Annotated in this window: 30 protein-coding genes; 22 read left to right on the top strand and 8 right to left on the bottom strand. The window is 66.8% G+C overall.

What is annotated here, in order from left to right; translation table 11 throughout:
* The first annotated feature begins 79 nt into the window (after positions 1 to 79).
* From J1N50_RS18080 to J1N50_RS07805, 11 genes are all read left to right on the top strand, one after another.
* Positions 80 to 457 (top strand): transcriptional regulator domain-containing protein, encoded by a 378-nt coding sequence (locus tag J1N50_RS18080; protein ID WP_420496829.1) that lies wholly within the window; start codon positions 80 to 82, stop codon positions 455 to 457.
* A complete protein-coding gene (locus tag J1N50_RS07850) occupies positions 387 to 869 on the top strand; it encodes a DNA -binding domain-containing protein (protein WP_420496830.1) in 483 nt (160 codons plus the stop codon). Before J1N50_RS18080 ends, J1N50_RS07850 begins: the two co-directional genes overlap by 71 nt.
* 102 nt (positions 870 to 971) lie before the next feature.
* Complete coding sequence (locus J1N50_RS07845; protein ID WP_054586770.1) at positions 972 to 1,214, top strand: helix-turn-helix transcriptional regulator; 243 nt, start codon at positions 972 to 974, stop codon at positions 1,212 to 1,214.
* Positions 1,214 to 1,759, top strand: coding sequence for a DUF2840 domain-containing protein (locus tag J1N50_RS07840; RefSeq protein ID WP_054586771.1), 546 nt, complete (start codon positions 1,214 to 1,216; stop codon positions 1,757 to 1,759). Before J1N50_RS07845 ends, J1N50_RS07840 begins: the two co-directional genes overlap by 1 nt.
* Positions 1,756 to 2,346 carry a S26 family signal peptidase gene (locus tag J1N50_RS07835; protein WP_054586772.1) on the top strand — a complete coding sequence of 197 codons (591 nt, stop codon included), beginning with the start codon at positions 1,756 to 1,758 and terminating at the stop codon, positions 2,344 to 2,346. Before J1N50_RS07840 ends, J1N50_RS07835 begins: the two co-directional genes overlap by 4 nt.
* On the top strand, positions 2,343 to 2,669 hold the full coding sequence (locus tag J1N50_RS07830) for a DUF736 domain-containing protein (RefSeq protein ID WP_215352401.1): 327 nt from the start codon (positions 2,343 to 2,345) through the stop codon (positions 2,667 to 2,669). The genes J1N50_RS07835 and J1N50_RS07830 overlap by 4 nt, the downstream gene beginning before the upstream one ends.
* Entirely contained in the window at positions 2,656 to 3,372 is a 717-nt protein-coding gene (locus tag J1N50_RS07825) for a lytic transglycosylase domain-containing protein (RefSeq protein ID WP_246553232.1), read from the top strand. Before J1N50_RS07830 ends, J1N50_RS07825 begins: the two co-directional genes overlap by 14 nt.
* A gap of 211 nt (positions 3,373 to 3,583) precedes the next feature.
* On the top strand, positions 3,584 to 4,672 hold the full coding sequence (locus tag J1N50_RS07820; RefSeq protein ID WP_425516933.1) for an IS110 family RNA-guided transposase: 1,089 nt from the start codon (positions 3,584 to 3,586) through the stop codon (positions 4,670 to 4,672).
* A 512-nt stretch (positions 4,673 to 5,184) separates the two neighbouring features.
* Entirely contained in the window at positions 5,185 to 6,930 is a 1,746-nt protein-coding gene (locus tag J1N50_RS07815; protein WP_215352393.1) for a relaxase/mobilization nuclease domain-containing protein, read from the top strand.
* Positions 6,931 to 6,945: 15 nt separating this feature from the next.
* On the top strand, positions 6,946 to 8,958 hold the full coding sequence (locus J1N50_RS07810; protein WP_215352391.1) for a conjugal transfer protein TraG: 2,013 nt from the start codon (positions 6,946 to 6,948) through the stop codon (positions 8,956 to 8,958).
* Complete coding sequence (locus tag J1N50_RS07805; RefSeq protein ID WP_215352384.1) at positions 8,955 to 9,392, top strand: CopG family transcriptional regulator; 438 nt, start codon at positions 8,955 to 8,957, stop codon at positions 9,390 to 9,392. Before J1N50_RS07810 ends, J1N50_RS07805 begins: the two co-directional genes overlap by 4 nt.
* Here the strand turns inward: J1N50_RS07805 and J1N50_RS07800 are convergent.
* From J1N50_RS07800 to J1N50_RS07790, 4 genes are all read right to left on the bottom strand, one after another.
* Positions 9,368 to 10,204, bottom strand: coding sequence for a JAB domain-containing protein (locus tag J1N50_RS07800; protein ID WP_281414822.1), 837 nt, complete (start codon positions 10,202 to 10,204; stop codon positions 9,368 to 9,370). The two genes, J1N50_RS07805 and J1N50_RS07800, sit on opposite strands and share 25 nt — an antisense overlap.
* Before the next feature lie 101 nt (positions 10,205 to 10,305).
* Entirely contained in the window at positions 10,306 to 10,779 is a 474-nt protein-coding gene (locus tag J1N50_RS17765; RefSeq protein WP_246553230.1) for a hypothetical protein, read from the bottom strand.
* 41 nt (positions 10,780 to 10,820) lie between these two features.
* The gene (locus tag J1N50_RS07795; protein ID WP_215352379.1) at positions 10,821 to 11,153 is read right to left on the bottom strand and encodes a hypothetical protein; all 333 of its coding nucleotides are present in this window, start codon (positions 11,151 to 11,153) and stop codon (positions 10,821 to 10,823) included.
* Positions 11,154 to 11,211: 58 nt separating this feature from the next.
* Positions 11,212 to 11,727 (bottom strand): helix-turn-helix domain-containing protein, encoded by a 516-nt coding sequence (locus J1N50_RS07790; protein ID WP_215352377.1) that lies wholly within the window; start codon positions 11,725 to 11,727, stop codon positions 11,212 to 11,214.
* A gap of 219 nt (positions 11,728 to 11,946) precedes the next feature.
* Here J1N50_RS07790 and trbB point away from each other — a divergent pair, with 219 nt between their 5' ends.
* From trbB to J1N50_RS07735, 11 genes are read left to right on the top strand one after another with little or no spacing between them, the layout of a single operon-like run.
* Complete coding sequence (gene trbB / locus J1N50_RS07785) at positions 11,947 to 12,930, top strand: P-type conjugative transfer ATPase TrbB (protein WP_215352375.1); 984 nt, start codon at positions 11,947 to 11,949, stop codon at positions 12,928 to 12,930.
* Positions 12,927 to 13,259: a TrbC/VirB2 family type IV secretion system protein gene (locus J1N50_RS07780; RefSeq protein WP_215352367.1), complete on the top strand. Its 333-nt coding sequence runs from the start codon at positions 12,927 to 12,929 to the stop codon at positions 13,257 to 13,259. The genes trbB and J1N50_RS07780 overlap by 4 nt, the downstream gene beginning before the upstream one ends.
* Positions 13,259 to 13,528: a VirB3 family type IV secretion system protein gene (locus J1N50_RS07775; protein ID WP_215352365.1), complete on the top strand. Its 270-nt coding sequence runs from the start codon at positions 13,259 to 13,261 to the stop codon at positions 13,526 to 13,528. Before J1N50_RS07780 ends, J1N50_RS07775 begins: the two co-directional genes overlap by 1 nt.
* The gene (gene trbE, locus J1N50_RS07770; RefSeq protein ID WP_215352304.1) at positions 13,525 to 15,960 is read left to right on the top strand and encodes a conjugal transfer protein TrbE; all 2,436 of its coding nucleotides are present in this window, start codon (positions 13,525 to 13,527) and stop codon (positions 15,958 to 15,960) included. The genes J1N50_RS07775 and trbE overlap by 4 nt, the downstream gene beginning before the upstream one ends.
* A gap of 13 nt (positions 15,961 to 15,973) precedes the next feature.
* Complete coding sequence (gene trbJ, locus J1N50_RS07765) at positions 15,974 to 16,693, top strand: P-type conjugative transfer protein TrbJ (RefSeq protein ID WP_215352302.1); 720 nt, start codon at positions 15,974 to 15,976, stop codon at positions 16,691 to 16,693.
* 46 nt (positions 16,694 to 16,739) lie between these two features.
* Entirely contained in the window at positions 16,740 to 16,949 is a 210-nt protein-coding gene (gene trbK-alt / locus J1N50_RS18075) for a putative entry exclusion protein TrbK-alt (RefSeq protein WP_215352286.1), read from the top strand.
* Complete coding sequence (trbL, locus tag J1N50_RS07755; protein ID WP_215352279.1) at positions 16,946 to 18,226, top strand: P-type conjugative transfer protein TrbL; 1,281 nt, start codon at positions 16,946 to 16,948, stop codon at positions 18,224 to 18,226. The genes trbK-alt and trbL overlap by 4 nt, the downstream gene beginning before the upstream one ends.
* 6 nt (positions 18,227 to 18,232) lie before the next feature.
* The gene (gene trbF / locus J1N50_RS07750) at positions 18,233 to 18,916 is read left to right on the top strand and encodes a conjugal transfer protein TrbF (RefSeq protein WP_215352263.1); all 684 of its coding nucleotides are present in this window, start codon (positions 18,233 to 18,235) and stop codon (positions 18,914 to 18,916) included.
* Positions 18,913 to 19,764 (top strand): P-type conjugative transfer protein TrbG, encoded by an 852-nt coding sequence (gene trbG, locus J1N50_RS07745; RefSeq protein ID WP_215352261.1) that lies wholly within the window; start codon positions 18,913 to 18,915, stop codon positions 19,762 to 19,764. The genes trbF and trbG overlap by 4 nt, the downstream gene beginning before the upstream one ends.
* The gene (locus tag J1N50_RS07740) at positions 19,761 to 20,966 is read left to right on the top strand and encodes a TraB/TrbI/VirB10 family type IV secretion system protein (RefSeq protein ID WP_215352250.1); all 1,206 of its coding nucleotides are present in this window, start codon (positions 19,761 to 19,763) and stop codon (positions 20,964 to 20,966) included. The genes trbG and J1N50_RS07740 overlap by 4 nt, the downstream gene beginning before the upstream one ends.
* Positions 20,963 to 21,184, top strand: a complete 222-nt coding sequence (locus tag J1N50_RS07735) for a DUF2274 domain-containing protein (RefSeq protein ID WP_215352248.1) — start codon at positions 20,963 to 20,965, stop codon at positions 21,182 to 21,184. The genes J1N50_RS07740 and J1N50_RS07735 overlap by 4 nt, the downstream gene beginning before the upstream one ends.
* Before the next feature lie 233 nt (positions 21,185 to 21,417).
* Here the strand turns inward: J1N50_RS07735 and J1N50_RS07730 are convergent, their stop codons facing one another.
* The 4 genes from J1N50_RS07730 to lnt form a co-directional block, all read right to left on the bottom strand.
* Positions 21,418 to 22,680: a tyrosine-type recombinase/integrase gene (locus J1N50_RS07730; RefSeq protein ID WP_215352246.1), complete on the bottom strand. Its 1,263-nt coding sequence runs from the start codon at positions 22,678 to 22,680 to the stop codon at positions 21,418 to 21,420.
* 132 nt (positions 22,681 to 22,812) lie between these two features.
* The gene (trmB, locus tag J1N50_RS07725) at positions 22,813 to 23,544 is read right to left on the bottom strand and encodes a tRNA (guanine(46)-N(7))-methyltransferase TrmB (protein ID WP_215352244.1); all 732 of its coding nucleotides are present in this window, start codon (positions 23,542 to 23,544) and stop codon (positions 22,813 to 22,815) included.
* A 41-nt stretch (positions 23,545 to 23,585) separates the two neighbouring features.
* Positions 23,586 to 24,812 (bottom strand): methionine adenosyltransferase, encoded by a 1,227-nt coding sequence (gene metK / locus J1N50_RS07720; protein ID WP_215352242.1) that lies wholly within the window; start codon positions 24,810 to 24,812, stop codon positions 23,586 to 23,588.
* 50 nt (positions 24,813 to 24,862) lie between these two features.
* Complete coding sequence (lnt, locus tag J1N50_RS07715) at positions 24,863 to 26,551, bottom strand: apolipoprotein N-acyltransferase (protein WP_215352240.1); 1,689 nt, start codon at positions 26,549 to 26,551, stop codon at positions 24,863 to 24,865.
* Positions 26,552 to 26,718 lie beyond the last annotated feature (167 nt).

Below are 26,718 nucleotides of genomic sequence, written 5' to 3'. Positions count from 1 at the left end.
TGGGGATGGGGATTCCCGCCTCTTGGAATTGGCGGTCGTGGCTCGCTCGCCCATTCTGTTGCCTCGGAAGGAGGCGGTCATGGCGCGGAAAGGGAGGCGAGACGATGACCGCCAGCCCCGCCTCGACTTTCCCGGCTACGCCCAGGAATTTCTGCGCCGCAGCCCGGACTATCGCCGCGACTATCAAAGCGTGATGGCGGACCCTGACGCGGGTCCGGCGTTGCAGGAGGTGATGGCCCGGCGATGGGGCCTCTGCTTTCCCGGCCGACCCGCGCATCCCGGCACGCGCGGCACCGGCCTTCTGGGAGGCGGCCGCCTGTCCTTATGTCGTCATGGTCGATGCCGCGGATTCTGCTCTCCCGGACGAGCCGGTTCTCGGCTACGGATTGGGTTCGTGCCTCGCCGAGCGGCGTGTCGCTCACCGGGCCGCGGCGGGCGGGCGCCATTATATCCTTGAGCATGAGTGCGCGCTTCACCGGATCTGGCTGCGCGGCGATCCGGAACGCGCTTCTTTCGCCGCCGTCATCCCGCTCGATGGCATGACCGGGACGCGGCTCCGAGCGGTTCAGGATCTCGATCGATGGCTGCGCGGGGCGGCTCCTTCACCCTCCGCAGCGTCGCCGACCTTCTACCAGGCGCAGCGGCTCGACCTGCTGCTCGCGATACTCGACCTCCGCGAAGGCGCCCGCGTCACGAGCCATGAGGTCGCCTGCCGCCTCGTCTATCCGCGCATGACCATCGGCCGCGGCGCGGCCTGGAAAGCCTCGCCCGAACGGCGGCGGACCCAGCGCCTGATCCGCGAAGCCGAGTCGCTGGCCGCCGGCGGCTACCGCGCGCTGCTCGCGGGTATGCCGGGGCGACAAAAGTAACGTCGGAATTGAGCCGCTCCCCTGTGCGTCCTGCGCCGCGCCATGACGCGACATCGCCCGCCGACCCGCTCTCGAAGGTCCGGCGGCTGGAAGGAGCACCCCATGACGACCGGTCACCCTCCACGCTTTCTCACCACGCCCGAGGCGGCAAGGCGCGTCGGCCTTTCGCACCGGACGCTCGAGAAGCATCGCGTCTATGGAACGGGGCCAGTCTATCGCAAGCTCGGGGGCCGCGTCGTCTACGCGATCGACGAACTCGACGCCTGGGTCGAGCTCGGCCGCCGCACCTCGACGTCCGATCCCGGCAGCGGCATCGTGCGTCCCGCGCGGCGAGAGCCGCGCTGATGCGCCGCATCGATTTCGATGCGGCGCTCGGGTCGCCGGGGCTTTCGCCGCGCAGCGGTCGCGCGATTGCGGCGCCGCCGCAGGGTGCGTCGACCGAGGTCGAACTGACTTGGATCGAAGGCCGGCACGAACAATGGATCCGCTTCGGCCGCGTTGCTGCCGAGCGCATCCTGAGCCGCCGGACACGCGTCGCGGCCTTCCGTCCCGGCGCGGTCTTCGCTTTCGTCCGCTGGACGTCGAACGACTTCGGCACCATCCATTCGAACATCGCCATCGCCCTCGCCGTCGCGCCGGGCGAGTCCCATTCGACGCTGCCGTTCGTCAGACCCGGCGCCGAGATACTGGCGCGGATCGACGGCTGGCCGAAGGTCCAGAAGGCGCTCGAGGCGATCGATGCGGTCGAGGCCGTCGGCATCGACGCCTGCGATGCGGCGCCCGACCATTGGCGCCACATCGGCAACCGGATTGCAGCCGGCCTGCCGTTCCGGCCCTATTCGCTCGAACGCCACACGGCGTGGCTTCGCCGCCGGGCGGTCGGATCATGAACCGCCGGATCCTGTCCTTCACGGTAGCGACCGTCTCGCTTTTCGGCACGCTCTTCGTCGCGGTCGAATGGGCGAAGCCCGCGCCGCGCCTGCTCTGGAATGCGAGCGCCAGCGCGCCGATCGGCCTTTACCGGATCGACGCGGATGCCGCGCCGCGGGTCGGCGACCTCGTCGTCATCGACCCGCCGCCGGCGCTCGCTGGCTTCCTATCCGCGCGCGGCTATCTGCCGCGCGGCGTGCCGCTCCTGAAGCGCGTCGCCGCGATTCCCGGCGCGCTCGTCTGCCGTTCGGGTACCTTCGTCACCGTCGACGGAGCGGGGGCTGCCCGCGCGTTGGCGCGCGACCGGGCGAACCGCTCGCTGCCGGTCTGGACCGGCTGCCGGACCGTCGGGCGCGGCGAGATCTTTCTCCTCAACGCGGCACCCGACAGCCTCGACGGCCGCTATTTCGGGCCGCTGCCCGCTGCCGGGCTGATCGGCACCGCGCATCCGCTTTTCACCCGCTCGAAAGCTGCCGCGCCGCTTCGCAGGCGCGGTGGAGACACCTCTGACGATTCTGCCAACGGCAAAAGGGAGCGCGAAAAATGATCATCGGAACGCTGACCGGAAGCGCTTCGCACGGGTTCTCGGGGATGATCGAGACCCTCGCCTACCAAGCTCATATCACCCTTGAGAGCCTGCCCGACTTCGGCGGCGAAGACGATCCCGATTGGCGCATCCTGGTCGGCAATCCGGCCAACGAAGCCGAAATTGGCGCGGGTTGGAACCGCACTCTCGCGGGCCATCCCTACATCGAGATCATGATCGACGACCCGGGCCTCCCGGCTCCGCTCTACGCTCATCTGACCCAGAGACTTCCCGATAAGCGCAAATATTCGATCCGGTGGATCCGCGGCGATGACGGCGAGTGAGCGCATGCGCCGCCTGCGCGGCAATCGACCCGCATGGCATTGCGCTGCGCTTGTCGGCGCCTTCGTCGTGCAGCCCTTATGCACGCCGGCTGTCGCCGCGGTGCAGCCGGGCGACCATCCCTATGCCGCGCCGGTCGCCGAAGCGGCGCAGCGTTTCGCCATTCCCGAACTCTGGATCTGGCGCGTGATGCACGCCGAAAGCCGGGGCAGGGCGGGCGCGGTTTCGCATGCGGGAGCGATGGGGCTGATGCAGATCATGCCCGGAACCTGGGCGTCGCTGACCGCCCGCCACCGGCTCGGCCCGGACCCCTTCGACCCCCGCGCGAACATCCTTGCGGGTGCGGCCTATCTGCGCGCGATGTGGGACCGCTATGGCGACATCGCGCTGATGCTCGCCGCCTATAATGCAGGACCTGGGCGCGCCGATGCCTATGCATCGGGCCGCCGCGGCTTGCCCGCCGAAACCGTCGCCTATGTCGCGAAGATCGCCCCCGAACTACATGGCGCCGACAGCGTCAACGGCGTTGGAAATGCCGCCGCGGCGCCAAGGCCTTCGCATGGCTGGCGGGATGCGGCGATCTTCGCCGGGCGCCGCGACGACCTCGAGGGTGCGCATTCCGCATCGGCGCCCGAAGCCGCCGCGCCGTCTTCCGCGCCGGCTGCGTCGCTCTTCATTTCGCTCTCCACCGCGCGGGACCGCTGATGTCTCGCCGGTGGATCAGCCTTGCTGGATGCCGCGGTTCGGGAGCAGCAGGATCTTGCTGGAAGGGAAATGGGGGATTGCCGCCGTATTTGGCGAGGACTTGGCGTCGCTCCCGACCAGCACCGCCGCTGCGGCGGATGAGAAACCTTGCGTCGTTCCTGCCAGCAGCGCGACCCTCGCTCCGATCAAACGGAAGCGAAGGAGTCGTGTGATGGAATATTTTACCGGCCTTGATGTCTCGATCGACGAAACCGCAATCTGCGTCGTCGGCGATGACGGCAAAATCGCGTTCGAAACCGCTGTGGAAACCGATCCGGCTGCGATCGCGGCGGCGCTGCGACCCTATGCGGATCGCATGCGTCGCGTCGGTCATGAAGCCGGATCGCTGTCGCCTTGGCTGCACACCGAGCTGCTGGCTGAAGGCGTGCCGGCGGTCTGTCTCGAGACGCGCCATGTGCGCGCCGCGCTGTCGGCGCAGCGCAACAAGACCGACGCCAATGATGCACTCGGCATCGCGCATATCATGCGGACCGGCTGGTTCCGCCAAGCGCACGTGAAGACGGACGCCTGCTACCGAATCCGCTTGCTGCTCGTTCAGCGCCGCAATCTGAAGCGCAAGTTCCTCGATCTCGAAAACGCGATCCGGCACTCGCTGAAGGTGTTCGGGATCCGCCTCGGCAAGGTCAGTCGCGGCGGCATGGAGAAGGCCGTTCGCGAGTCTGTCGCCGGCGACGCGATGACCGCCGGGCTGATGGACTGCATGCTTCGTGCACGCGCTGCGCTGTGGGCTGAGTATCTAACGCTGCACAAGCTGGTCGTGCAGCTCGCGATGCGCGACGAACTCTGCCGGCGCTTCATGGCGATCCCCGGCGTCGGTCCGGTGACGGCGCTGAGCTTCAGCAGCGCGATCGATGACCCACAGCGGTTCCGCCGATCGCGCAATGTCGCGGCCTACTTCGGTCTGACGGCGAAGCGGTGGCAGTCGGGCACATCGATCGATGTGCAGGGACGGATCAGCAAGGCTGGCGATCCCGATGTGCGCCGCGCGCTCTACGAGGCGGCGTCGGCGATGCTCACGCGGTTCAAGGGCATCGACATGATCAAGACCTGGGGCCTGAAGCTCGCGAAGACCAAGTGCCATGCGAAAGCGCGTGTCGCCGTTGCCCGCAAGCTGGCCGTCGTCATGCACGCGATGTGGCGGGACGGCACCTTCTATGTCGGCGATCCGAACGCGTCGGCGGACGATATCGACACCATGAATGCAGCGAAGCGGCGGCGGCTAAGCCGCGCGAACTCATGACCAGCACGGCCATATCGACAGCCGGTTGACGGCTCACGAGCTCAAGGAGGTCCGCGCGAGCGGCAGAGGAATGATACAGACCAAGGAAACGGGAAGCACGATATCTTGCCTGTGGCCGCGCACAGCGGACCACGCGCGATTGCCTGTGAAGTTGCCCCGTAAATCCGATAGCGACATGTGCCGCGACGGTTCGCGCGCCGCTCAAGTGCGGATCGAACACGCCGTCGACGAGCCCGGAGGACTGCACGGCGTATCAAACCTCAACCACTTCGCAGACGATCAAGAACCCGCGTCGAATAGTGCCCGATTACTTGCTATGAAGGAAAGATGGAGATGGCGAAATCTTGCAGAAAACGGGAGCCAAATAGGACCGCAAGATAAAAACCGTGCCAGCTGCGGGCCCGGGATGGTCGGTTTTCGGCGGCTTTGGGCGTATGGCATAGGCAAAATCAGCCATACGGATCGCACAGAGCCCGCATATTCTGCGCCCTTTTCGTATGGCAGGGCGCCCGATGCGGCGTGACGACGGCGATTTCCGGATCAGGCCGGGACGGAGCCGCGATCGCGGCTCGGGTTCCGCGGACAGGGGCAAGCGGCTCGCGGCCCAGGTCCGCAGGGCGGCCGCCCGCTCGGGATATACCCGCTCGCGATCCGGGCGAAGCCGCGGCGGCGGCACCGGGACGCATGGGCGCGGCCGACGGGCTCTGGCCGCGATGCGCAGCCAGCCGGGCAGCCGGCGCGTCACCGTCATGGCGCGCGTGGTCCGTCATCGCGGCGCACGGTTTCGTGCAGCGCCGCTAGCGCGCCATATCTCTTATCTGGAGCGCGAGGGCGTCACCCGCGACGGACGCGACGCCACCATGTTCGATGCCGATGGCGATGCCGCCGACCGCGACGCGTTCGCCGCGCGCTGCGAGGACGACCGGCATCATTTCCGGCTGATCGTCAGCCCCGAGGACGCGGCCGAACTCGGCGACCTTCGTACCTTCACCCGCGATCTTCTGACCGACATGCAAAGGGATCTGGATACGCGCCTCGACTGGGTCGCGGTCGACCATTGGAATACCGACAATCCGCACGTCCATATTCTCGTGCGCGGCGTCGCCGACGATGGCGCCGATCTCGTCATCGACCGCGGCTATATCGCCGCCGGCATCCGCGGCCGCGCCGAGGCCTTGGCGACGCTCGAGCTCGGTCCGCGGAGCGAGCTCGACATTCAGGATGCGCTCGCACGCGAGGTCGATGCCGAACGCTGGACGAGCCTCGACGCCCGGCTGCAGCGCATCGCCGACGAAACGGGCGGGATGATCGACCTGCGCCCATCCGCCGGTGACGATCGGCGCCTGCAGGGGTTGCTCATTGGCCGCGCCGCGAAGCTCGAGGCGATGGGGCTTGCCGAGCGAAGCGGCGCCGGTCTCTGGACTATGGACGCGGGCGCCGAACAGGCGCTACGCGAGGTCGCGGTGCGCGGCGATGTCATCAAGACGATGCACCGGGCGCTCGCCCGCGGCGGCGGTCGCTTCGATCCCGCAGCGCTCGCGCTCCACGAGGGAGCTCCGGACGGGCCGGTCATCGGCCGGTTGGTCGAACGCGGTCTCCATGACGAGCTCGCGGGCAGTGCCTATGCGATCGTCGACGGTGCCGATGGGCGCACCCACCATATCCGCTTCGATGACATGGAGATGACCGGCGACGCGCGGCCCGGCGCGATCGTCGAACTGCGCAAGTGGCAGGACGGCAAGGGGCGCGATCAGATATCGCTGGCGACCCGCTCCGACCTGCCGCTTGCTTCGCAGGTGGTCGCGCCCGGCGCGACCTGGCTCGACCGCCAGCTCGTCGCCCGCGAACCCGTCGCATGCGGCAATGGCTTCGGTCTCGAAATCCGCCAGGCGATGGACGAACGCGCGCGCTATCTTGTGAGCGAAGGACTGGCTTCGCGCGCCGGCGATCGGCTGAGCCTGTCACCGGGACTGATCGACAAGCTCGCCTCGCGCGAGCTTGAGGCCGCGACCGCCGCGATCGCCGAGCGGACCGGCCTTACTGCGAAACCCTCGGCTGCCGGGGAGTATGTGAGCGGCATCTACCGCGAACGCGTCACCCTCGCATCGGGGCGCTTCGCGATGATCGACGACGGGCTCGGCTTCCAGCTCGTTCCCTGGCGCCCCGCGCTCGACCGCCACCTCGGCCAGCATATCACCGGCACCATGTCGCCCGGCGGCACGGTCGACTGGGCGCTGGGCCGGGGCATCGGCATCTAGAAGGACAGCTTCCGCATGAACGACAAGATACTCTGGGGCCAGATCGCCGCCGTCGGCGCGATCGTGATCCTCGCGGTCTGGGCGGCGACGCAATGGACTGCCGCTGCGCTCGGATATCAGCCCGCGCTGGGTGCGCCATGGTTTCGGATCGGCGACTATCCGGTCTATCCGCCGCCGGCCTTCTTCTGGTGGTGGTTCGTCTATGACGCCTACGCGCCGCCGCTCTTCTACCGCGGCGCCATGATCGCCGCATCGGGCGGCTTCGTCTCGATCATCGTCGCGATCGCCATGTCGGTATGGCGCGCCCGCGAGCGGCGGCGCGCCGAAACCTATGGCTCGGCGCGCTGGGCCGATGCGGGCGATATCCGGCGCGCGGGCATGCTCGGCGATGCCGGCGTGATCCTTGGACGCTTTCGCCGGCACTATCTGCGTCACGATGGCGCAGAGCATATCCTCTGCTTCGCGCCGACGCGTTCGGGCAAGGGTGTCGGTCTTGTCGTCCCGACGCTGCTCACCTGGCCCGGCAGCTGTATCGTGCACGACATCAAGGGTGAGAACTGGCAGCTGACCTCGGGTTTCCGGGCGCAGCACGGCCGCGTGCTCCTCTTCGATCCCACCAACATCGCGTCATCCGCCTACAACCCTTTGCTCGAAATCCGGCGCGGTCAGTGGGAGGTGCGCGATGCGCAGAATGTCGCCGACGTGCTCGTCGATCCCGAAGGCAGCCTCGAGAAGCGCAACCACTGGGAAAAGACGAGCCATTCGCTGCTCGTCGGGGCGATCCTCCATGTCCTCTATGCTGAGGAAGACAAGTCGCTGGCCGGGGTGGCGGCGTTTCTGTCCGATCCCCGCCGCGGCATCGCCTCGACGGTGCGGATCATGCAGACGACCGCGCATCTCGGCGAGGCGGGCGTGCATCCGGTCGTTGCCCGTGCGGCGCAGGATCTGCTGAACAAGTCGGCCAACGAACGCTCGGGGGTGCTGTCGACGGCCATGTCCTTCCTCGGCCTCTATCGCGACCCGGTCATAGCGGCGGTGACGGGGCGGTCCGACTGGCGCATCGCCGATCTCGTCACCGGCGATACCCCGACCTCGCTCTATCTCGTCGTCCCGCCCGGCGACATCAGCCGCACCAAGCCGCTCATCCGCCTCATCCTCAACCAGATCGGGCGGCGGCTCACCGAGGAGCTCAATCCCGCCGCTCGGCCGCAGCGCCTTCTGTTCATGCTCGACGAGTTTCCGGCGCTCGGACGACTCGATTTCTTCGAGAGCGCGCTGGCCTTCATGGCGGGCTACGGGATCAAGGCCTTCCTGATCGCCCAGTCGCTGAACCAGATCGAAAAGGCCTATGGGCCGAACAATGCCATTCTCGATAATTGCCACGTCCGGGTAAGTTTCGCGACGAATGACGAGCGAACCGCCAAGCGGATTTCCGATGCGCTCGGGACCGCAACGGAGATGCGCGCCATGAAGAATTATGCGGGGCACCGGCTCTCGCCGTGGCTCGGTCATCTCATGGTGTCGCGTACCGAGACCGCGCGCGCATTGCTGACGCCGGGCGAGGTGATGCAGCTACCGCCCGACCCAGAAATCGTGATGGTCGCAGGCGTGGCGCCGATCCGCGCGAGCAAGGCGCGATATTTTACCGACCCCCGGTTGCAGGCGCGCATCTTGCCGCCCCCGCCTCCCTCCGAGGGGGATGCTCCCCGGCCCGACGACTGGAGCGCGCTTGCGCCTCCGGCAACCCTCCCCGGCGTCGCCGCCGCGCAGGCAGATCAGGACGTCTCGGGTGATCCGGCCGATGAGGAGCAGGAGGAAAGCGAGGCGAACAGCGGTATCCGGCAGGAACCGGCAATACCCGACCATGAAGATATTGCCCCCGTGCCCGGCAACCCGATCGGCGAATTCGACTTCGAGGACCCGGATCGCGACGACGACGCGGCTCGTAAGCGCAAGGCCATCGATGGCGCCATGCGCCGCGGCGCTCGCCTCGCGTCGCAAGACCCCGATGACGGGATCGACCTGTGAGAAAGCCGTCGGTCAAGCGGACCTTCCGGATCGACGCGATCCTGGCGCGGCAGCTCGACGAACGGGCGAGCAGCCGGCGGATCACCCGCACCGACATCGTCGAAGCGGCGCTGGCTTCCTTGCTGACCCCCGACCATGAGGAACGCATCGAGGCTGTGCTGACGCGGCGCCTCGACAGGATTTCGCGCCAGCTCGACCGGCTCGAATGGCATGTCGAACTGTCGAATGAGGCGTTCGCACTGTTCGTCCGCTCCTGGCTCGTCAACAGCCCGCCGCTGCCCGACGCCGCTCTCCGCGCTGCGCAGGCAACCGGCAAGAAGCGATGGGAGGCCTTTGTCGATTCGCTCAGCCGCCGGATGGAGGCCGGGCCGAAGCTCGGGGACGAACTCTCGCGCGACAAGGATGGCGATCATTCGTCGCCTTCGGTGAAATAAGCCATCAGCCGGTGCGCAAGCGGCGGCGCCAGCCGAATGAAGTTGCGCCGCCCGTCGAGCCTGTCGGCCTCGCGGGTCACGAGCCCCGCATCGCAGAGTCGCTGGAGCAGCCGCAAGGCGCTCGTCATCGGCAAGCCCGAGGCGATGCAGAGCGAGCTCGTCGACACCGCCTTCGCTTCTCCCTCATGAATGAAGAGATCGATGAGCATGTCCCAGGCCGGCTCGCCGAAAAGGGGGGCGGCTCCGACGAGCTGGCGGCGCAGCAATCGTCGCCGCGAAGCCCTTTGCGCATTGGCAAGCGCAAGCCTTGCGCCGCGCGCCCTTCGCCACTCGCGTGCCGTGTCGCGCAGCACGGCCGCCGATGACGCCTCGCTGCAGGCCGCCGTCCCGCCATGCAGGATCGTTCGATGGCGGCGGAGCGTCACGACAATATGTTGCAGCACCTCCACATCGAGCGATTGACCGATCGCGGCCAGCCGCTCGGTTGCCGTGATATCGGATCGGCTGGGCGTGGGATCGCCGCTCGGATGATTGTGGACGAGGATGATCGCGGCGGCGTCGAGTTCGATCGCCCGTCTAAATATGGTGCGCGGATAGAAGGCGACCTGTCCGACCGTTCCATGTTGCAGTTGTTCGTCGGCGATCAGTCGGCGGGAGGCGTCGAGAAAGAGAATGCGCAGCGTTTCGTGAGGCAGCGCCCCCATCGAGGCTCTGAGATATTCGAGCAGACGCGGATTGGCGGGGTCGATCCCTCGGCCCGCAAGCTCGGCGCGCAGCGCCTCCGACGTGACGGCGCGTGCGGCAACGATCATCGCCGCGACCGGGCTAAATTGTCCCAGCGTGCGGGCCAGGGCTTCGGGAGACTGGGCGAGAAGACGGCCGAGGGTCTGATGTTCTGCCAGCAGCGTGCCGGCTATGGCTTCGCTGTTGTCCGGATCGAGCGTGGCAACGAATTGAGCCAGGATGGCTCGCTGACTCCGCGCGCCAGCCGATGCTGGTGACGCCAGGTTGCGAGGATGAGGATCGCCGGGACCGGCCACGACGTCGCCACCTGCATCGTAAGATACGCCGCCGGGTGCAGCGCCATGTCGAATGTTCGGCTCATGTGCGCGAGGAGCGGGACCAGATGAAAGACGGCGATGCACATGGGCCAGAAGCGATGCGCAAACATCGCGAGCGCGACGGTGGACCCGGCGCCAAAAAGGTCGATCGCGAGATGACCGGTGTCGACAGTGGTGAAGTTCATCGGCACGAAGATATGAAGGATCTGGTCCGAACCCACCATCGCAACCGCGATCGCCGCCATCACCCGTTCGGGTCCGCCGCCCTTCCACGCGGCATAGCCGACGGCAATGGCCAGCAAAGCGAGAAACAACGCGATGCGCATGTTCCCAAACTTTCATGGTCGTTGCTCCCGGTCAACAACCGTCAGCCTGTTACCCTTTGTGTCGCATCTCCGATCCCGGCGACCGAAGGGCATTCATGAAGATCGTAACCCGCGGTCTCGCGCCCGATGTCGGCGAGTTCGCCATGGATGCGAAGAATGTCCCCGCTGACGTCCACCAAGGCCATCTGCGCTTTCATGAGCCGCCGTATCGTCGCCTGGCCCTTCGTAGCCGGCACTCCGCCGGTGTCTCGCCGCGCGGTCACCACGCTCGTCATCAGCGTCGACACTGCGATGAGCGCGTCGTCGACCCGGACTTCGGCGGCGGGAACGTCGCGGATCAGACGCGCTGCCGTGATCGTAATTTCCTTGGACATGACTTCTCCTCTTCCGGAAGCGGGCGCTCCGGCCGTTGATCGTGGACAGATGAAAGGATCAGCCGGAGATCAGCCGCGTCAGCGTTTCGCCGATCGTCAGCCCTGTCAGGATGAGGAGGATCAGTACGACCAGCATCGTCGCCATGATCCACACTCTGTTCCGACCGGGATGATCGTGCCTCCAGAGACCCTTGAACGGAGAACCGACCGCTACCGGTTGTTCGGTATGTGACGCGCTGTGTTGAAGCGCCATCGCAGCCAGCTCCCCGTTCGGGAAGTCGGATGGCACCAGCCGGGGTTCTTCCGGTAGTATGATCGCGTCACATGGTATCCGGTCATAGATCTGTTTGAGGCGCGCATAACGAAGGGCCGCCTCGGCCCGGTTGGCTGCGCCCAATATGTCTCGCGCGGTCGTGAGCCTGAGATCGACGGCCTGCTTCGAGATATCGAGCCGCCGCGCGATCTGCTTCGATGTCTGATGCTCGAGCAAGAGATCGAGGCACGCACGCTGCTTGTCCGTGAGCCTTGCCCAGCACACGGCATCCTCTGACGGCTGCGACCCCGAATCAGTCATCCGGGCACTGTCGTCAAATTCGCGATTCGCACAAGCCGCCGATCGGAATTCACACTTGCTTGCCGCATGTTACGCGCGCAGCGCCTACGCCACGGCCTGTCTTTCTTTGCCATCCTTCGATCCGGGAAGATCGCTGTTGAATTTGCGCGGCTCGTGCGTCTCTTACTCGTCCCCGTCGCGCCGGGCGCCGTTGCCCGGCCTCATGAAATGGGGATCCCGATGGGCGCAGAACCGATCCGGCTGGAGGCATGTCATCGCAGCGCGCGTATGCTTCGCACCGCGATGGGCGGCGCGATCGCGGAATGGCTTGCCGATCGCGACGTCATCGAGATCATGCTCAATCCCGATGGGCGGCTCTGGGTCGACCGGCTCGGACGGGGCATCGAGGATAGCGGTGAAACGCTGTCCGCAGCCGACGGCGAGCGCATCATCCGTCTCGTAGCCCATCACGTCGGGGCCGAAGTGCATGGCGCGGCGCCGCGCGTCTCGGCCGAGCTTCCCGACGGGGGCGAGCGCTTCGAAGGCCTGCTGCCGCCGGTCGTCGCCGCACCGACCTTCGCCATCCGCAAGCCGGCGATCGCCGTCTTCACGCTCGGTGACTATGTCGCCTCGGGGATCATGTCTGCCGGTGCGGCCGACATACTGCGCGCCGGCGTGCGCGACCGGCTGAATATCCTGGTCGCCGGCGGTACCGGCACCGGCAAGACGACGCTGACCAATGCCCTGCTCGCCGAGATCGCGGGCAGCAGCGACCGGATCGTGCTCATCGAGGATACGCGCGAGTTGCAGTGCGCCGCGCCCAATCTCGTCGCGATGCGCACCAAGGATGGAGTCGCCTCGCTCTCCGACCTCGTCCGCTCGTCGCTGCGCCTCCGGCCCGATCGCATCCCCATCGGCGAGGTTCGCGGCGCCGAGGCGCTCGATCTTCTGAAGGCATGGGGCACCGGCCATCCCGGCGGCGTCGGCACGATCCACGCCGGGAGCGCGCTCGGCGCGCTCCGCCGCATGGAACAGCTGATCCAGGAGGCCGTGGTCACCGTCCCGCGCGCGCTGCTTGCCGAGACGATCCATCTCGTCGCCGTGCTCGTCCGTGACGGGACCGGGCGGCGCCTCGCCGAACTCGCGCGCGTCGACGGGTTCGACCGGCTGACCCTCGAATATCGCCTCACGCACCTCATCACCCCCGAAGGAGACAATCGATGATCCATGCCCTCCGGCATGGCGCCCGCCGCGCCATGCTCGCCTCGACCGCACTCTTCGTCGCGCTCGCCGTGTCGGCGCCCGCGCAGGCGGGCGGCTCCTCGATGCCGTGGGAGGCCCCGCTGCAGTCGATCCTCGAGAGCATCGAGGGGCCGGTGGCGAAGATCGTGGCGGTAATCATCATCATCGTGACCGGGCTCAGCCTCGCCTTCGGCGACACCTCGGGCGGCTTCCGCCGGCTGGTCCAGATCGTCTTCGGCCTGTCGATCGCCTTCGCCGCCTCGAGCTTCTTCCTCTCCTTCTTCTCCTTCGGCGGCGGAGCGCTCGTCTGATGGGCCGGGAAGAGGAGGTGCCGGGCTATTTCGCGCCGGTGCACCGGGCGCTGGCCGAGCCCATCCTGCTGGGCGGTGCGCCGCGGTCGCTCGCGATCGTCAACGGCACCCTCGCCGGCGCGGTCGGTCTCGGTCTTCGCCTCTGGCTCGTCGGCCTCGTCCTCTGGGCGGTCGGCCATCTGCTCTCGGTCTGGGCCGCCCGCCGCGACCCCGCCTTCGTCGACGTCGCCCGGCGTCACCTCAAATATCCCGTCTGGATGCAAGCATGATGAACCTGTCCGAATATCGATCGAAATCCGCCCGCCTCGCCGATTTTCTCCCTTGGGTCTGCCTGGTGGCGGAGGGCGTGGTGCTGAACAAGGACGGCTCCTTCCAGCGCACGGCGCGCTTTCGCGGGCCCGACCTCGACAGCGCCACGTCCGCCGAACTCGTCGCGGTCACTTCGCGGCTCAACAGTACGCTCCGGCGTCTGGGATCGGGATGGGCGGTGTTCGTCGAGGCGCAGCGTGTGCCTGCCATCTCCTATCCCGTCTCGGAATTTCCCGATGTCGTGTCGGAGCTCGTCGACGTCGAGCGCCGCGAGCAGTTTCGCGAGGAAGGGGCGCATTTCGAGAGCTTCTATTATCTGACCCTGCTCTGGATGCCGCCCGCCGAGGAGGCCGCGCGTGCCGAGGCCTGGCTGTACGAGGGGCGCTCGAAGGCGGGCGTCGATCCGAAGGAGCTGCTCGCGGGCTTTATCGACCGCACGGGCCGCGTACTCCATCTCGTCGAGGGCTTCATGCCCGAGGCCGAATGGCTGAATGACGGCGAGACGCTGACCTATCTCCACAGCTGCATCTCGACCAAGACCCAGCGCGTCCGCGTGCCCGAGACGCCGGCCTATCTCGACGCGCTGCTCGCCGACGAGGCGCTCGTCGGCGGCCTCGAGCCGCGGCTCGGCGAGCATCACTTGCGCACGCTCACCATCACCGGCTTCCCGAGCGTCACCTTCCCGGGCCTGCTCGACGAATTGAACCGGCAGGCTTTCGGCTATCGCTGGTCGTCGCGCGCGATCATGCTCGACAAGACCGATGCGACCAGGCTGCTGACGAAGATCCGGCGGCAATGGTTCGCGAAGCGCAAGTCGGTCGCCGCGATCCTCAAGGAGGTTATGACCAACGAGGCCTCGGTCCTGACGGACAGTGATGCGTCGAACAAGGCCGCCGACGCCGACATGGCGCTGCAGGAGCTCGGCGCCGACGAGGCGGGCATCGCCTATGTGACGGCGACGATCACCGTGTGGGACCGCGATCCTGCCCTCGCGGCCGAAAAGCTTCGGCTCGTCGAGAAGATCATCCAGAGCCGCGACTTCACCTGCATGATCGAGGGCGTAAACGCGCTCGAGGCCTGGTTCGGGAGCCTGCCCGGCCAAGTCTATGCCAATGTGCGCCAGCCCCCCATTTCGACCCTCAATCTCGCCCACCTCGTCCCCCTCTCGGCAGTGTGGGCGGGGGCGGAACGGGACGAGCATTTTGGTGATGCCCCCTTGCTGTACGGCAAGACCGAAGGCTCGACCCCGTTCCGCCTTTCGCTTCATGTCGGCGACGTCGGCCATTGTCTCGTCGTCGGGCCGACCGGCGCCGGCAAGTCCGTGCTCCTCGCGCTCATGGCGATGCAGTTCCGGCGCTACGAGGGAAGCCAGATCTTCGCCTTCGATTATGGCGGCTCGATCCGCGCCGCCGCACTCGGCATGGGTGGCGACTGGCAGGATCTCGGTGGCGCCCTTCATGATGCGGGCAGCGACGGGTCGGTCGCGCTGCAGCCGCTGGCGCGGATCGACGAGGCAGCCGAGCGCGCATGGGCGTCCGAATGGCTCGCGGCGCTTCTTGCCGGCGAGGGCGTCGCGGCGGGTCCTGTGGAAAAGGAACATATCTGGTCGGCGCTGACCTCGCTCGCGACCGCGCCGGTCGCCGAGCGCACGCTCACCGGCCTCGCTGTCTTGCTCCAGTCGCAGGAGCTGAAGCTCGCGCTCGCACCCTATCTGGTTGGCGGTCCCTGGGGCCGCCTGCTCGACGCCGAGGCGGAGCATCTCGGCTCCGCGCGCGTGCAGGCGCTCGAAACCGAGGGTCTCGTCGGCGCCTCGTCGGCCGCGACGGTGCTGTCCTATCTGTTCCACCGGATCGAAGGCCGCCTCGACGGCTCGCCGACGCTCATCATAATCGACGAAGGATGGCTCGTGCTCGATAGCCCGGCCTTCGCGGCTCAGCTGCGCGAATGGCTTAAAACGCTGCGCAAGAAGAATGCGAGCGTGATCTTCGCGACGCAGAGCCTCGCCGATATCGAAAGCTCCTCGATCGCCCCCGCGATCATCGAGAGCTGCCCGACCCGGATATTTCTGCCGAACGAGCGCGCGGCGGAGCCGCAGATCGCGCGAGTCTACGAGCGCTTCGGGCTCAACCACCGGCAGATCGAAATCCTGAGCCGGGCGACGCCGAAGCGCGATTATTATTGCCAGTCGCGGCGCGGCAACCGCCTGTTCGACCTTGGTCTCGGCGACATCGCGCTCGCTTTCGCAGCCGCATCCTCGAAATCCGACCAGATCCGCATCGGCGAACTCATCGCCGCGCATGGCCAACAGCAGTTCGCCGCCGCCTGGCTCCGCCACCGCGGCCTGACCTGGGCCGCCGACCTGCTCGGCAATCTCGAAATCGCAGCCCCCTGAAGGAGTGAAGTTGATGAAGAAGAATCTCTATCGCCATGCGGCGCTGGCCGGTCTGATCGCGGCCGCGATGCTGCCCGCCGGTTCGATGATCGCGCCTGCCGCGGCGCAGATCGGCGGGATCGTCCACGACCCGCGCAACTATGCCCAGAATATCCTGACCGCCGCGCGCACGCTCGAGCAGATAAACAACCAGATCAAGCAGCTCCAGAACCAGGCGACCTCGCTCGTCAACGAGGCACGCAATCTCCAGAGCCTGCCGACCTCGACGCTGCAGGAGCTGCAGGGCCAGGTCGACCGCACGCGCGAGCTATTGGGCGAGGCGCAGCGCATCGCCTTCGACGTCGCCGATATCCAGAAGGCGTTCGATGCCCGCTACAAGGGCGCAGCGCTGTCGAGGCCGCAAGCGGCGCTCGTCGCCAATGCCGAGGCGCGCTGGAACGACAGCGTCGGCGCCTTCCAGGACGCGATGAAGGTGCAGGCCGGCGTCGTCACCAATATGGGCGCGGCGCGCCAGTCGATCTCGACGCTCGTCACCGCCAGCCAGTCGGCGAGCGGCGCGCTGCAGGCGGCGCAGGCGGGCAACCAGCTGCTCGCGCTCCAGTCGCAGCAGCTCGGCGACCTCGCCGCCGCGATCGCGGCGCAGGGCCGCGCCGAAATGCTCGATGCAGCGCGCGCCGCGGCGACCGAGGCCGAAGGGCGCGAACGCTTCCGCCGCTTCCGCAAGGGCAATTGAAATGGGCCGGGCGGGGAAGCTCGTCGCCGGAGCGATCGTCGGCGGGATGGCGCTGACGCTTGCGCTTCTGGCTGCGGTTGACCCGCCCGCGCCGCATGCGTCCGCTCCCCCTCGGACCTCCGAAGCGGGCGCACGCCCCGAGCTTGCCGAGACGCTCCGCCGCTGCCGCACGGTCACTGTTGCCGATGCGGAATGCGAGGCGGTTTGGGAGACGAAGCGCCGCCACTTCTTCGGTCAAGAGAAGGACGAAAAATGAACGACACCGGGGTAATCGATCAATTCCTGTCGGTCTTCTCGACCTATATCGACAGCGGCTTCGGGCTGCTCGGCGGTGAGGTCGGCTTCTTGTCCTCGACGCTGATCGTCATCGACGTAACGATCGCGGCGCTCTTCTGGGCGTGGGGCGCCGACGAGGACATCCTCCAGCGTCTCGTCAAGAAGACGCTCTATATCGGCGTCTTCGCCTTCATTATCGGCAATTTCCAGAGCCTGGCGACGATCATGCTCGAAAGTTTCGCTGGGCTTGGCCTGAAAGCGAGCGGCGGCGCCATGGCGATCGGCGACTTCATGCGTCCGGGTTTCGTCGCGGCGACCGGGCTCGATGCCGCCGAGCCCCTGCTCGACGCATCGGCCGATCTTCTGGGGCCGGTGGGTCTCTTCACCAATTTCGTCCAGATCCTGATCCTGCTCGTCGCCTGGGTGATCGTGGTGCTCGCCTTCTTCATCCTCGCGGTGCAGGTCTTCGTGACGATCCTCGAATTCAAGCTCGTGACGCTTGCGGGCTTCGTCCTTATCCCCTTCGCCTTCTTCGGACGGACGGCCTTCATGGCCGAGCGCGTGCTCGGGCATATTGTGTCATCCGGCATCAAGGTGCTGGTTCTCGCCGTGATCACCGGCATCGGGACGACGCTGTTCGATCGGTTCCTCGAGGCCGGCATTGGCCCCGAGCCCGATATCGAGCAGGCAATGGCGATCGCGCTCGGGGCACTGACGCTGCTCGGCCTCGGCATTTTCGGACCTAGCATCGCCAACGGCATCGTCGCGGGCGGGCCGCAGCTCGGAGCCGGTGCGGCGGCAGGGACGACTGTAGCGGCGGGCGCCACGCTCGCCGCCGGTGCGGCCGGCGCGACGCTCGCTGGCGGAGCGGCAGCCACCGCGGCGCGCAGCACCGCCGCAGCGGGCGCGCGCGGGGCTGGCAGCGTCTCCGCGGCCTATTCAGCCGGAGCGGCCGGGAAGAGCGGGGCAGGGGCGGTCGGTTCCGGCTTGGCCAATGTCGCACGCACGGCCGCGAGCGGCGCGGCATCGCCGCTTCGGCGCGCCGCGGAGAAGCTGCGAACCGACTTCGACGCCGGGCGCAGCGGGTCCGCCGAGATCGCTGCGCCTTCCCGGCCTGCCGACGGCCCTCCCGCATGGGCGGCCGCGATGCGCCGCCGCCAGATGATGACGCAGGGTGCGACCATCGGTGCCCACACCTTGAAGGGCGGCGACAGCCATGGCGGCGGCTCGGCTCCCGACATCAGCGAAAAGGACTGATCGAACATGTTCAGAAGACCCAGCAATCATTATGGCCGCACGCCGGAACCCGTCACGCCCTATCAGCGCGCCGCGCAGGTCTGGGACGATCGCATCGGTTCGGCGCGGGTGCAGGCGAAGAACTGGCGCCTCGCCTTTTTCGGTTCGCTCCTCCTCTCGGGCGGTCTCGCCGGCGGCCTCGTCTGGCATTCGGCGCGCGGTACGATCACGCCCTGGGTGGTCGAAGTCGACAAACTCGGCGAGGCTCGCGCGGTCGCCCCGGCGGACGGGGATTATCAGCCAACTGACCCGCAGACCGCCTTTCACCTCGCGCGTTTCATCGAGCATGTTCGCTCGATCCCCGCCGATCCGGTCGTGCTGCGCAAGGACTGGCTTTCGGCCTATGATTTCACCACGGCGACGGGCGCCCAGGCGCTCAACGACCATGCGCGCAATAACGACCCCTTCGCGGAGGTCGGCAAGGTCCAGGTCGCGGTCGATGTGTCGAGCGTGATCCGCGCTTCGAAGGACAGCTTCCGGATCGCCTGGACCGAGCGCCGCTATCAGGAAGGCAGCCTGATCGAGACGTCGCGCTGGTCCGCCATCCTCACCGTCACCCATGTACCGCCGCGCACCCCGGACGCGCTGCGCCGCAATCCGCTCGGCGTTTTTGTGTCCGCTATTTCATGGTCCAAGGAGCTCAATCAATGAAGCCCGTTTCCCCCGAATTTCTTCTCGCCGGCGCCGCCTTGCTTGGTCTCTCGTCGCCTTCGATTGCCGCTGAAAGCCGCGATCCGCGCCAGAATGTCGGTCGCGCGAATGATGCCGCTCGTGTCCAGCCCGATCGGGCCACCTTCCTCAATGCTATCCAGAGATATGCCTGGGCCGAAGGGGCACTCTACCAGGTTTACGCATCGCCGGGGCAGGTCACCGATATCGTGCTGCAGGAGGGTGAGGAGCTCGTCGGGCCGGGACCCGTTGCCGCCGGCGATACGGTCCGCTGGATCATCGGCGACACTGTGAGCGGCAGCGGAGCCAGCCGCCGGGTACATATCCTGGTGAAGCCGACGCGGCCCGATATCATGACGAATATCGTCATCAACACGAGCAGGCGGACCTATCATATCGAGCTGCGCGCAACGCCCGCAACTTATATGGCATCGGTGTCCTGGTCCTATCCGGAAGCCGAGCTCATCGCACTGCGCATGGCCGAAGCGGAGCGCGAGCGGACCGCACCGGTCGCGGCGGGGCTCGACCTCGGCGCCCTCAACTTTCGCTATCGGCTCTCTGGCGACAAGCCCGGGTGGCGCCCGGTCCGGGTTTTCGACGACGGACGACAGACCTTCGTGGAATTCGGCGAAGATATCGCGACAGGCGAGATGCCGCCGCTGTTCGCCACCGGTGCGAAAGGAGAGGCGGAGCTTCTCAACTACCGCGTCCAGGGACGCTACATGATCGTCGACCGGCTGTTCGAGCGCGGCGAACTGCGGATGGGTGCCGGCCGCGCCGCGCGCAAGGTGATCATCGAACGCGGCCCGCGCGGCGGGGACCGCTCATGAACGGGCCGGAACGAGACGATGCGATTGTGGCCGAGCCCGCAGCAGCCCCCTCCTCCGGTGCCAAAGCTTTCCGGCTCGGCGCTGAACCGCCGAAGGTCGTGCGTCTTTCTCGCAAAGCGCTTGCCATCATGGGCGGTGCCGCGGGCATCGCGATTGGCGGCGCGCTACTCTACGCACTGCAGTCGGCGAAACCGAAGCAAGCAGAAAACCTCTATAACAGCGATCGCGCAAACCGGTCCGAACTCGTGACCGGTGCGCCGGGTGATTATGACAAGATTCCAAAGCTCGGCGACCCGCTCCCCGGCGACCTCGGGAGACCGATCCTCGCGGCGCGCGAGAAAGGCGAGGCGGTACCCATGCCCCCGATAGGCGCGCCGCATACTGACTCCCGGACTGCTGCCGCCGAACAGGCACGCGCGAGGGTAGCACAGGAGCGCGACAGTGCGCGGGCCAGCCAGATATTTCTTGGTGGCGGGGCATCTCTTCCATCGCCTGTGCCGGTCTTGAGCGATACGGCACTGCCACCTGCGCCCGGCAATCCGCAATCCGCTCAAACGTCGGCCGGAAAGCGGAGGGATTTCCTCGGTGGCGACAGTGCGCGGCCGACGGAAAGCGCGGCGCGGATCGTCGCGCCCTCGTCGCCCAATGTGGTTCAGGCGGGCAGTGTGATTCCGGCCGCGCTCATCACCGGCATCCGCTCCGACCTCCCGGGGCAGGTCACGGCGCAGGTGACGCAGAATGTCTATGACAGCCCCACCGGGCGCATCCTGCTGATCCCGCAGGGTGCTCGGCTGATCGGCGAATATGACAGCGAGATCGCTGACGGGCAGAACCGGGTGCTGCTCGTCTGGGAGAGGCTCATCCTTCCGGGCGGCCGTTCGCTCGCGCTCCATCGCCAGCCAGGGGCCGACGCGTCGGGCCGGGCAGGCCTCGCCGATCGCACCGACCATCATTGGGGTCGGGTCTTGCGCGCCGCGCTGATATCGACCTTGCTCGGCATCGGTGTCGAAACGGGATCGGGCGGCGATGACGCCCTGCTTCGGGCGTTCCGGGACGGGGCGCAAGACAGCGTGAACCAGGCGGGTCAGCGGATCGTGGAGCGCGAGATGAAGGTGCCGCCAACGCTCACCATCCGCCCAGGCCATCCACTACGCGTCATCGTGACGCGCGACCTTGTGTTTGAAAAGGGGAGCAAAGGATGAGCCGCCTTCGCCTTGGACCGATTGCCGATGACAAGCCGGTCAAATTGACGATCGAGGTTCCGGGACGGCTGCACCGCGATCTGCTCGTCTATGCCGAGATTCACGCGAAGGCCACGGGCCTCGCCGAGCCGCTGGCGCCCGAGAAGATTGCGGTCCCAATGATCGAGCGTTTCATTTCGACCGACCGCGGGTTCGCGACTGCGCGGCGGCAGCGCTGAGGGTTGCATTCCGCATCATGCGGGTCGCTTTTGGCGTTTTCATACAATCGGCAGGCAAGGGCGGCGCCTAAGGGCGCTGGGCGACCCAGAAGAGCTCGCCTTTCTTGCAAGGGCTAGACCTTCATTCCTGCCCGCCCGCGTCTTCGTCGGGCGGGCACTTTTTCAACCTTCCTGGTGTTGAGGACCAGTCGGCGTTGTATCTCGCCACTGCGCGATGCGTGGTTGGCGCGAGATCATTGACGGACGGACGGGTCCGAAGCTGGACCAGGCTGCGGAAAAGCACGCATGGCAGTCGTTGCTGCCTGGATGGCCGAGAAAACATGATCATTCCACAGTTTTAGCGCTTCCTGCTTTTCTTCCTTCCAATCATGGCGCTGATATATTCCGGCTACACCCGCACGCGAACCGCCCACATGGTTCAGCACAGCCTCGGTAACCTCGAAGCGAATCCCGAGCCTCTGAAACCCTGTTGCGAGCGTGCGCCTCAGGTCATGCAGACGCCAGTCGGGCACGGGCTCGCCGCCGTCCTGCGATAAGAGCGAAACCAGCTTGTCTTTGCCCTTGCTGTAGCCCGTGAAAGCGCCTCCGCGCGCCGTCGCGAACAGCTTCCCGGCACGCGGCCATTTTGCTGCGCCAGCTACCTGATCCAGAACGGCAACGGCCAGATCGTTCAGTGGTATCTGGTTCGACTTGCCATTCTTTGCCCGTTCCTTTGGCAAGGTCCACATACGCGCGACTTGGTCGACCTCCTCCCAGCGAAGTGACGAAACTTCCTCTCGTCGCTGTCCAGTGACGATCAGCAGCCGAATGATAGGGCCGAAGCAATGGTGCGTGTGCGGCGCCGCGAGCCAGACGCGGGCGAGCTCTTGGTCCGACAGCCAGCGGTCGCGCGGGGTAACGGCAGGCGGAGTCTCCATTCCTTCCATCGGGCTGCGGTCGATGTCCCCACGGCTCACAGCCCAGCGAAAGAGCCGGCGCATCACGGCAAAGACGTTTCGGATATTGCCTATCTGCTCCCTCGGCATTCGGTCCATCACTGCAATAATATCGGACCGAACAAGCCGCGGCAGGGGCTTTGAGCTCAACACCGGCTTCACATGGAGTCTCAGGCTTTGCTCCGCGAGCCGCTTCCAACCTTTGCCAACGCAAGAGTCGACAAATCGATCGGCATAATTGTCGAATGCCAGATCGACCGCCTCACGCCGGCGCTGCCGCTCCGCCTCTCCTGGATCCGTGCCTTGGGCGACTAGAATGAACAGCCGCTCCGCTTCGGCTCTCGCCGTGCTTGGGCTCCAAGGCGAGCCGTGACTGCCGATCGTATATCGGCGGGTCTTTGATTCTCGTCCGCCCATTCGAAATTGCAGGACGTATGATACGGCCCCCGATTTTGTTCGCTTGGCGCCGAAGCCTCTTATGCTATCATCCCAGAGGATGTCATTTTCGCTACTCGCGATGAGAGCATCGATAGAGCGTTTCGTGATCTTTCCGCGTGCCATAAATGGGTCTCCCAATACGGCGTTTCCAGCAATCACCGGGCAATCACCGTGACGGAAATTGCCGCGTAATTGGGGAAAAGATAGCACAGGGAAGGCCTAGAAAAAACTAGCCTTTTCAACTCTATAGCTCTCTTATTTACGCCTCCAGCGGAAATACCAGACTTCGTGCCCCTGCGCGCGGGCCTTGGCTTCGTAGCGCGTCTCGGGCCAGCCGCCGGGGCGGACGAGAAAATCCTTTGCGCCCTTCGCCAGCCATTCGAACTGGTGACGGTGGCGGCGCATCACCATCAGCGCGTGCGCGAGATAGACCGGGTGATCGGTGCCGAAGCGGAATTCGCCGCCGGGCTTCAGCTTCGCGGCGATCAGGTCGACCGGGCCGTCGTTCATCATCCGCCGTTTCGCGTGGCGCGCCTTCGGCCAGGGGTCGGGGTGGAGCAGATAGGCGAAGCTCAGCGCGCCGTCGGGAATCCGGCGCAGCACCTCCAGCGCGTCGCCATGGTGGATGCGGACATTGCCGAGCGGCGGACGGGCGCCCCCTTTCCCCGCAAGATGGGGATCGCCCGAGATGTGAACGAGCGCCTGCGCGACGCCGTTGACGAACGGCTCGGCGCCGATGAAGCCATGGTCGGGCAACATGTCAGCGCGCCCCGCCATATGCTCGCCGCCGCCGAAGCCGATCTCGAAATGCAGCGGGCGGTCGTGACCGAACAGGATCTCCGCGGTCACCGGCCCCTCGGCGGGCACCGCGATCTGCGGGAGCAGATGGTCGACCAGATCCTGCTGGCCCGCGCGCAAGGGCCGGCCCTGCGCACGGCCATAGAGGCGGTTGAGGGTCGTCGGATCGCCGGATTTATACGCAGTCATACCGCGCGCCCTAGCCTTGGCTGCGGGCGCGGGCAAGGCCGTCAAACGGCGAGCGCGGCCTTGAGCCTTTCGACGAGGTCGGTGCGCTCCCACGGAAAGGCGTCGCCCTCGGCGGTGCGGCCGAAGTGGCCGTAGGCCGCCGTCTGCCGGTAGATCGGCTTGTTGAGGCCGAGGTGGGTGCGGATGCCCTTCGGGGTCAGGCGGACGAGCTGCGGGATCGCGGCTTCGAGCGCCGCCTCGGTCACCCCCTCGGCGGCGGTGCCGTGGAGGTCGACATAGATCGACAGCGGCTCGGCGACGCCGATCGCATAGCTCAATTGGATGGTGCAGCGGCGGGCTAGCCCTGCGGCAACGATATTCTTGGCAAGGTAGCGCGTGATGTATGCCGCCGAACGGTCGACCTTGGTCGGATCCTTGCCGCTGAACGCGCCGCCGCCGTGCGGGCTGGCGCCGCCGTAGGTGTCGACGATGATCTTGCGGCCGGTGAGCCCTGCGTCGCCGTCGGGCCCGCCGATCTCGAAGCGGCCCGTGGGATTGATGTGATAGACGGTGTTCGCGGTCAGCAGTTCCGCGGGCATGACGTCGGCGATCACGCCGAGCACATATTTCCTGAGCTCGAGATACTTTGCCTCGTCGCCCTCGCCGCCATGGAAATAATAGCCCGGCGCGTGCTGGGTCGATACGACGATCGCGGTCGCCTCGACCGGACGCTCGTTGGCGTAGCGCAGCGTAACCTGGCTCTTCGCATCGGGCTCGAGGAAGGGCGCGATCCCCGCTTTGCGGTCGGCGGCCATGCGCTCGAGGATCTTGTGGCTGTAATCGAGCGTCGCGGGCATCAGGTCGGGGGTTTCGTCGCTGGCATAGCCGAACATGATCCCCTGGTCGCCGGCGCCTTCGTCCTTGTCGGCGCCCTCATCGACGCCCTGCGCGATGTGAGCCGACTGGGCGTGCAGATTATTCTCGAAGCGGAACTCGTTCCAGTGGAAGCCCGACTGTTCGTAGCCGATCTCTTTCACGGTCCGGCGCACGGTCGCCTCGATCTCGTCGAGCGCGCCCGGCGCCCATTCGTCATTCTCGAACACGCCCTTGCAGCGGATTTCGCCCGCGAGCACGACAAGCTGGGTCGTGGTCAGCGTTTCACATGCGACGCGCGCTTCCGGATCCTTCGACAGGAACAAGTCGACGATCGAATCGCTGATCTGGTCGGCGACCTTGTCGGGATGGCCTTCGGACACGCTTTCGGAGGTGAAGAGGAAACTGTTGCGCATGGGAGCCTTCTTGGAACGAATATAAAGGAAGCTTTATGTCGGGGGCGCTGTTAGCGCCCGCGCCGCCGAAAGGCAATGGCGGCCGCGAGCAGCAGCAGCGCGAAGGCGACGGGCAGCGCGTTGCCGTACCGCGCGAACAAGGTCGGGGCGTGCGCCTTCGGAACGACGGTGTCGATACGCCCCGCCTTGTGCATCGGAACCGAATCGAGGATGCGCCCGTCGGCGTCGATCACCGCGCTGATCCCGGTCGGGGTCGCGCGGATGACGGGCAGCCCCTCCTCGATCGCGCGCAGCCGCGCCTGCGCCAGATGCTGCGGCGGACCCCAGCCGCCGAACCAGGCGTCGTTCGACGGGTTGAAGATGAAATCGGGGCGATGCGCGCGGTCGACGACCTGGCCCGAGAAGATGATTTCATAGCAGATTTGCAAGCCCGCCTTGCCGAAGCGGCCGAGGTCGAGCGTATGCGGGCCGGGGCCGGGCCAGAAATCGATGTCGCCGGGCGCGAGGCGCGACAGGCCGATCGCCGACAGGATCGGGCGCATCGGCAGATATTCTCCGTAGGGGACGAGGTGCGCCTTGTCGTAGCGCGGGCCGAGCGTGCCGTCGGCATGGACGGTCATCACCGCATTGCGCGCTCCGATCGCGTCCCCGGCCCTGTCGAGTTCGAGTTTGAGCGCGCCGAGCAGCATCACGTCTTGCGCGTTCATTAGCGCCGTCAACCGCGCGCGCGCAGCGGCGGGCGAGCGGTCGTAATAGACGAGCGGATAGCCGGTCTCCAGATAGTCGGGCACCGCCGCCTCGGGCCACAGGATCAGGCGCGGTTCCGCGGATTTCGGCGTGGTCAGCCGCGCCAGCTTTTCGAAATTGAGGTCGGCCTTGCTGCCCTCCCATTTGTCCTGCTGGCCGACGTTCGGCTGGACGACGGTGATGGGGATCCCTTGCGCCGGGCGGGGCGGGGCGGGCAGGATCGCGGGAAACAGCACAGCGGCGATGGTCGGGAGAACGAAGAGGCCGAAGAAGCCGATCGCGATCCACGTTCCCGACTTGGGCCTGGCCCGGCGCGATGCGGTGGTGACATAAGCGAGGGCATGGCTCGCCCAGGCCGCCAGCAGGACGACGAGCGCCGAAAAGCCATAGGTGCCGATGCCCGGCAGGAAGATGTTGGGAACCAGCGTGGAGCCGAGCACGGCGCCGAGCGGATTCCACGCAAACCCCGTAAACACCCAGCTGCGCAGCCATTCGGTCAGCGTCCACAGCGCCGCGAAGGCGAGGATGAAGGAGAGCGTCGCCCCCGCGCAGGCGGGGGCGGCCGTCGGTTTTGCACCGCGCCCCGGTTCTTTGCTTCCCGCGGTCCCCGCCTGCGCGGGGACGACGTATCTTTGCACAGCCCACGCCCCCCACGCCGCCAGCGCCGGATAGACCGCCAGATACAGCGACAGCAGCACGACCGCGACCCAGCCGAGCCAAGCGGGCATCGCCGCCTGATAGGTGAAGGCGGTGGCGATCCAGTTCAGGCCGATCGTGAAATGCCCGACCCCGAACGCCCAGCCGATCCCCAGCGCGCCCGATCCTTTCGCGCTGCGTGCGACCAGCGCCATCAGGCCCGCCAGCGCGAGCAAGGTCAGCGGCCACAGGTGGAGCGGGGCGAAGCCGGTGGCGGATAGCGCACCGGCGAGGAGGGCCAGCGCCTTGGGCCGGCGGTCGGCGAAAGCGGCGATGCGGGGAGGAAGCGCGGTCACGCGCGCTGCTTTAGCGGCGCGCCGCGCGGCCCACAATGGCGCATGAGCGCGTCGGCGACGGGAAGGGGCGCCGCTGGCGGCCGATCCGGCTCTGATGACGGGGATCGAGCGAAGCACGACATTTCCAGCATCGTCATCCTGAACTTGTTTCAGGATCCATGGTCCGC

Origin of the sequence: Sphingopyxis soli (assembly GCF_018682675.1) — a bacterium.
GTDB classification, from domain to species: domain Bacteria; phylum Pseudomonadota; class Alphaproteobacteria; order Sphingomonadales; family Sphingomonadaceae; genus Sphingopyxis; species Sphingopyxis soli.
This window is presented reverse-complemented; position numbering and strand designations above follow the sequence as displayed.

What these genes read in the sequence shown, in the direction of transcription:
- trbF (WP_215352263.1), top strand. Translation starts at nt 18,233, where the DNA reads ATGTTCAGAAGACCCAGCAATCATTATGGCCGCACGCCGGAACCCGTC.
- trbJ (WP_215352302.1), top strand. Translation starts at nt 15,974, where the DNA reads ATGAAGAAGAATCTCTATCGCCATGCGGCGCTGGCCGGTCTGATCGCG.
- J1N50_RS07815 (WP_215352393.1), top strand. Translation starts at nt 5,185, where the DNA reads ATGCGGCGTGACGACGGCGATTTCCGGATCAGGCCGGGACGGAGCCGC.
- J1N50_RS07835 (WP_054586772.1), top strand. Translation starts at nt 1,756, where the DNA reads ATGAACCGCCGGATCCTGTCCTTCACGGTAGCGACCGTCTCGCTTTTC.
- trbE (WP_215352304.1), top strand. Translation starts at nt 13,525, where the DNA reads ATGATGAACCTGTCCGAATATCGATCGAAATCCGCCCGCCTCGCCGAT.
- trbK-alt (WP_215352286.1), top strand. Translation starts at nt 16,740, where the DNA reads ATGGCGCTGACGCTTGCGCTTCTGGCTGCGGTTGACCCGCCCGCGCCG.
- J1N50_RS07795 (WP_215352379.1), bottom strand. Translation starts at nt 11,153, where the DNA reads ATGTCCAAGGAAATTACGATCACGGCAGCGCGTCTGATCCGCGACGTT.
- trbL (WP_215352279.1), top strand. Translation starts at nt 16,946, where the DNA reads ATGAACGACACCGGGGTAATCGATCAATTCCTGTCGGTCTTCTCGACC.
- J1N50_RS07730 (WP_215352246.1), bottom strand. Translation starts at nt 22,680, where the DNA reads ATGGCACGCGGAAAGATCACGAAACGCTCTATCGATGCTCTCATCGCG.
- J1N50_RS07825 (WP_246553232.1), top strand. Translation starts at nt 2,656, where the DNA reads ATGACGGCGAGTGAGCGCATGCGCCGCCTGCGCGGCAATCGACCCGCA.
- J1N50_RS07840 (WP_054586771.1), top strand. Translation starts at nt 1,214, where the DNA reads ATGCGCCGCATCGATTTCGATGCGGCGCTCGGGTCGCCGGGGCTTTCG.
- trbG (WP_215352261.1), top strand. Translation starts at nt 18,913, where the DNA reads ATGAAGCCCGTTTCCCCCGAATTTCTTCTCGCCGGCGCCGCCTTGCTT.
- J1N50_RS18080 (WP_420496829.1), top strand. Translation starts at nt 80, where the DNA reads ATGGCGCGGAAAGGGAGGCGAGACGATGACCGCCAGCCCCGCCTCGAC.
- metK (WP_215352242.1), bottom strand. Translation starts at nt 24,812, where the DNA reads ATGCGCAACAGTTTCCTCTTCACCTCCGAAAGCGTGTCCGAAGGCCAT.
- J1N50_RS07800 (WP_281414822.1), bottom strand. Translation starts at nt 10,204, where the DNA reads ATGATCGTTGCCGCACGCGCCGTCACGTCGGAGGCGCTGCGCGCCGAG.
- J1N50_RS07740 (WP_215352250.1), top strand. Translation starts at nt 19,761, where the DNA reads ATGAACGGGCCGGAACGAGACGATGCGATTGTGGCCGAGCCCGCAGCA.
- J1N50_RS07810 (WP_215352391.1), top strand. Translation starts at nt 6,946, where the DNA reads ATGAACGACAAGATACTCTGGGGCCAGATCGCCGCCGTCGGCGCGATC.
- J1N50_RS07775 (WP_215352365.1), top strand. Translation starts at nt 13,259, where the DNA reads ATGGGCCGGGAAGAGGAGGTGCCGGGCTATTTCGCGCCGGTGCACCGG.
- J1N50_RS07845 (WP_054586770.1), top strand. Translation starts at nt 972, where the DNA reads ATGACGACCGGTCACCCTCCACGCTTTCTCACCACGCCCGAGGCGGCA.
- J1N50_RS07780 (WP_215352367.1), top strand. Translation starts at nt 12,927, where the DNA reads ATGATCCATGCCCTCCGGCATGGCGCCCGCCGCGCCATGCTCGCCTCG.
- J1N50_RS07790 (WP_215352377.1), bottom strand. Translation starts at nt 11,727, where the DNA reads ATGACTGATTCGGGGTCGCAGCCGTCAGAGGATGCCGTGTGCTGGGCA.
- trmB (WP_215352244.1), bottom strand. Translation starts at nt 23,544, where the DNA reads ATGACTGCGTATAAATCCGGCGATCCGACGACCCTCAACCGCCTCTAT.
- J1N50_RS07830 (WP_215352401.1), top strand. Translation starts at nt 2,343, where the DNA reads ATGATCATCGGAACGCTGACCGGAAGCGCTTCGCACGGGTTCTCGGGG.
- J1N50_RS07820 (WP_425516933.1), top strand. Translation starts at nt 3,584, where the DNA reads ATGGAATATTTTACCGGCCTTGATGTCTCGATCGACGAAACCGCAATC.
- trbB (WP_215352375.1), top strand. Translation starts at nt 11,947, where the DNA reads ATGGGCGCAGAACCGATCCGGCTGGAGGCATGTCATCGCAGCGCGCGT.
- J1N50_RS07735 (WP_215352248.1), top strand. Translation starts at nt 20,963, where the DNA reads ATGAGCCGCCTTCGCCTTGGACCGATTGCCGATGACAAGCCGGTCAAA.
- J1N50_RS17765 (WP_246553230.1), bottom strand. Translation starts at nt 10,779, where the DNA reads ATGCGCATCGCGTTGTTTCTCGCTTTGCTGGCCATTGCCGTCGGCTAT.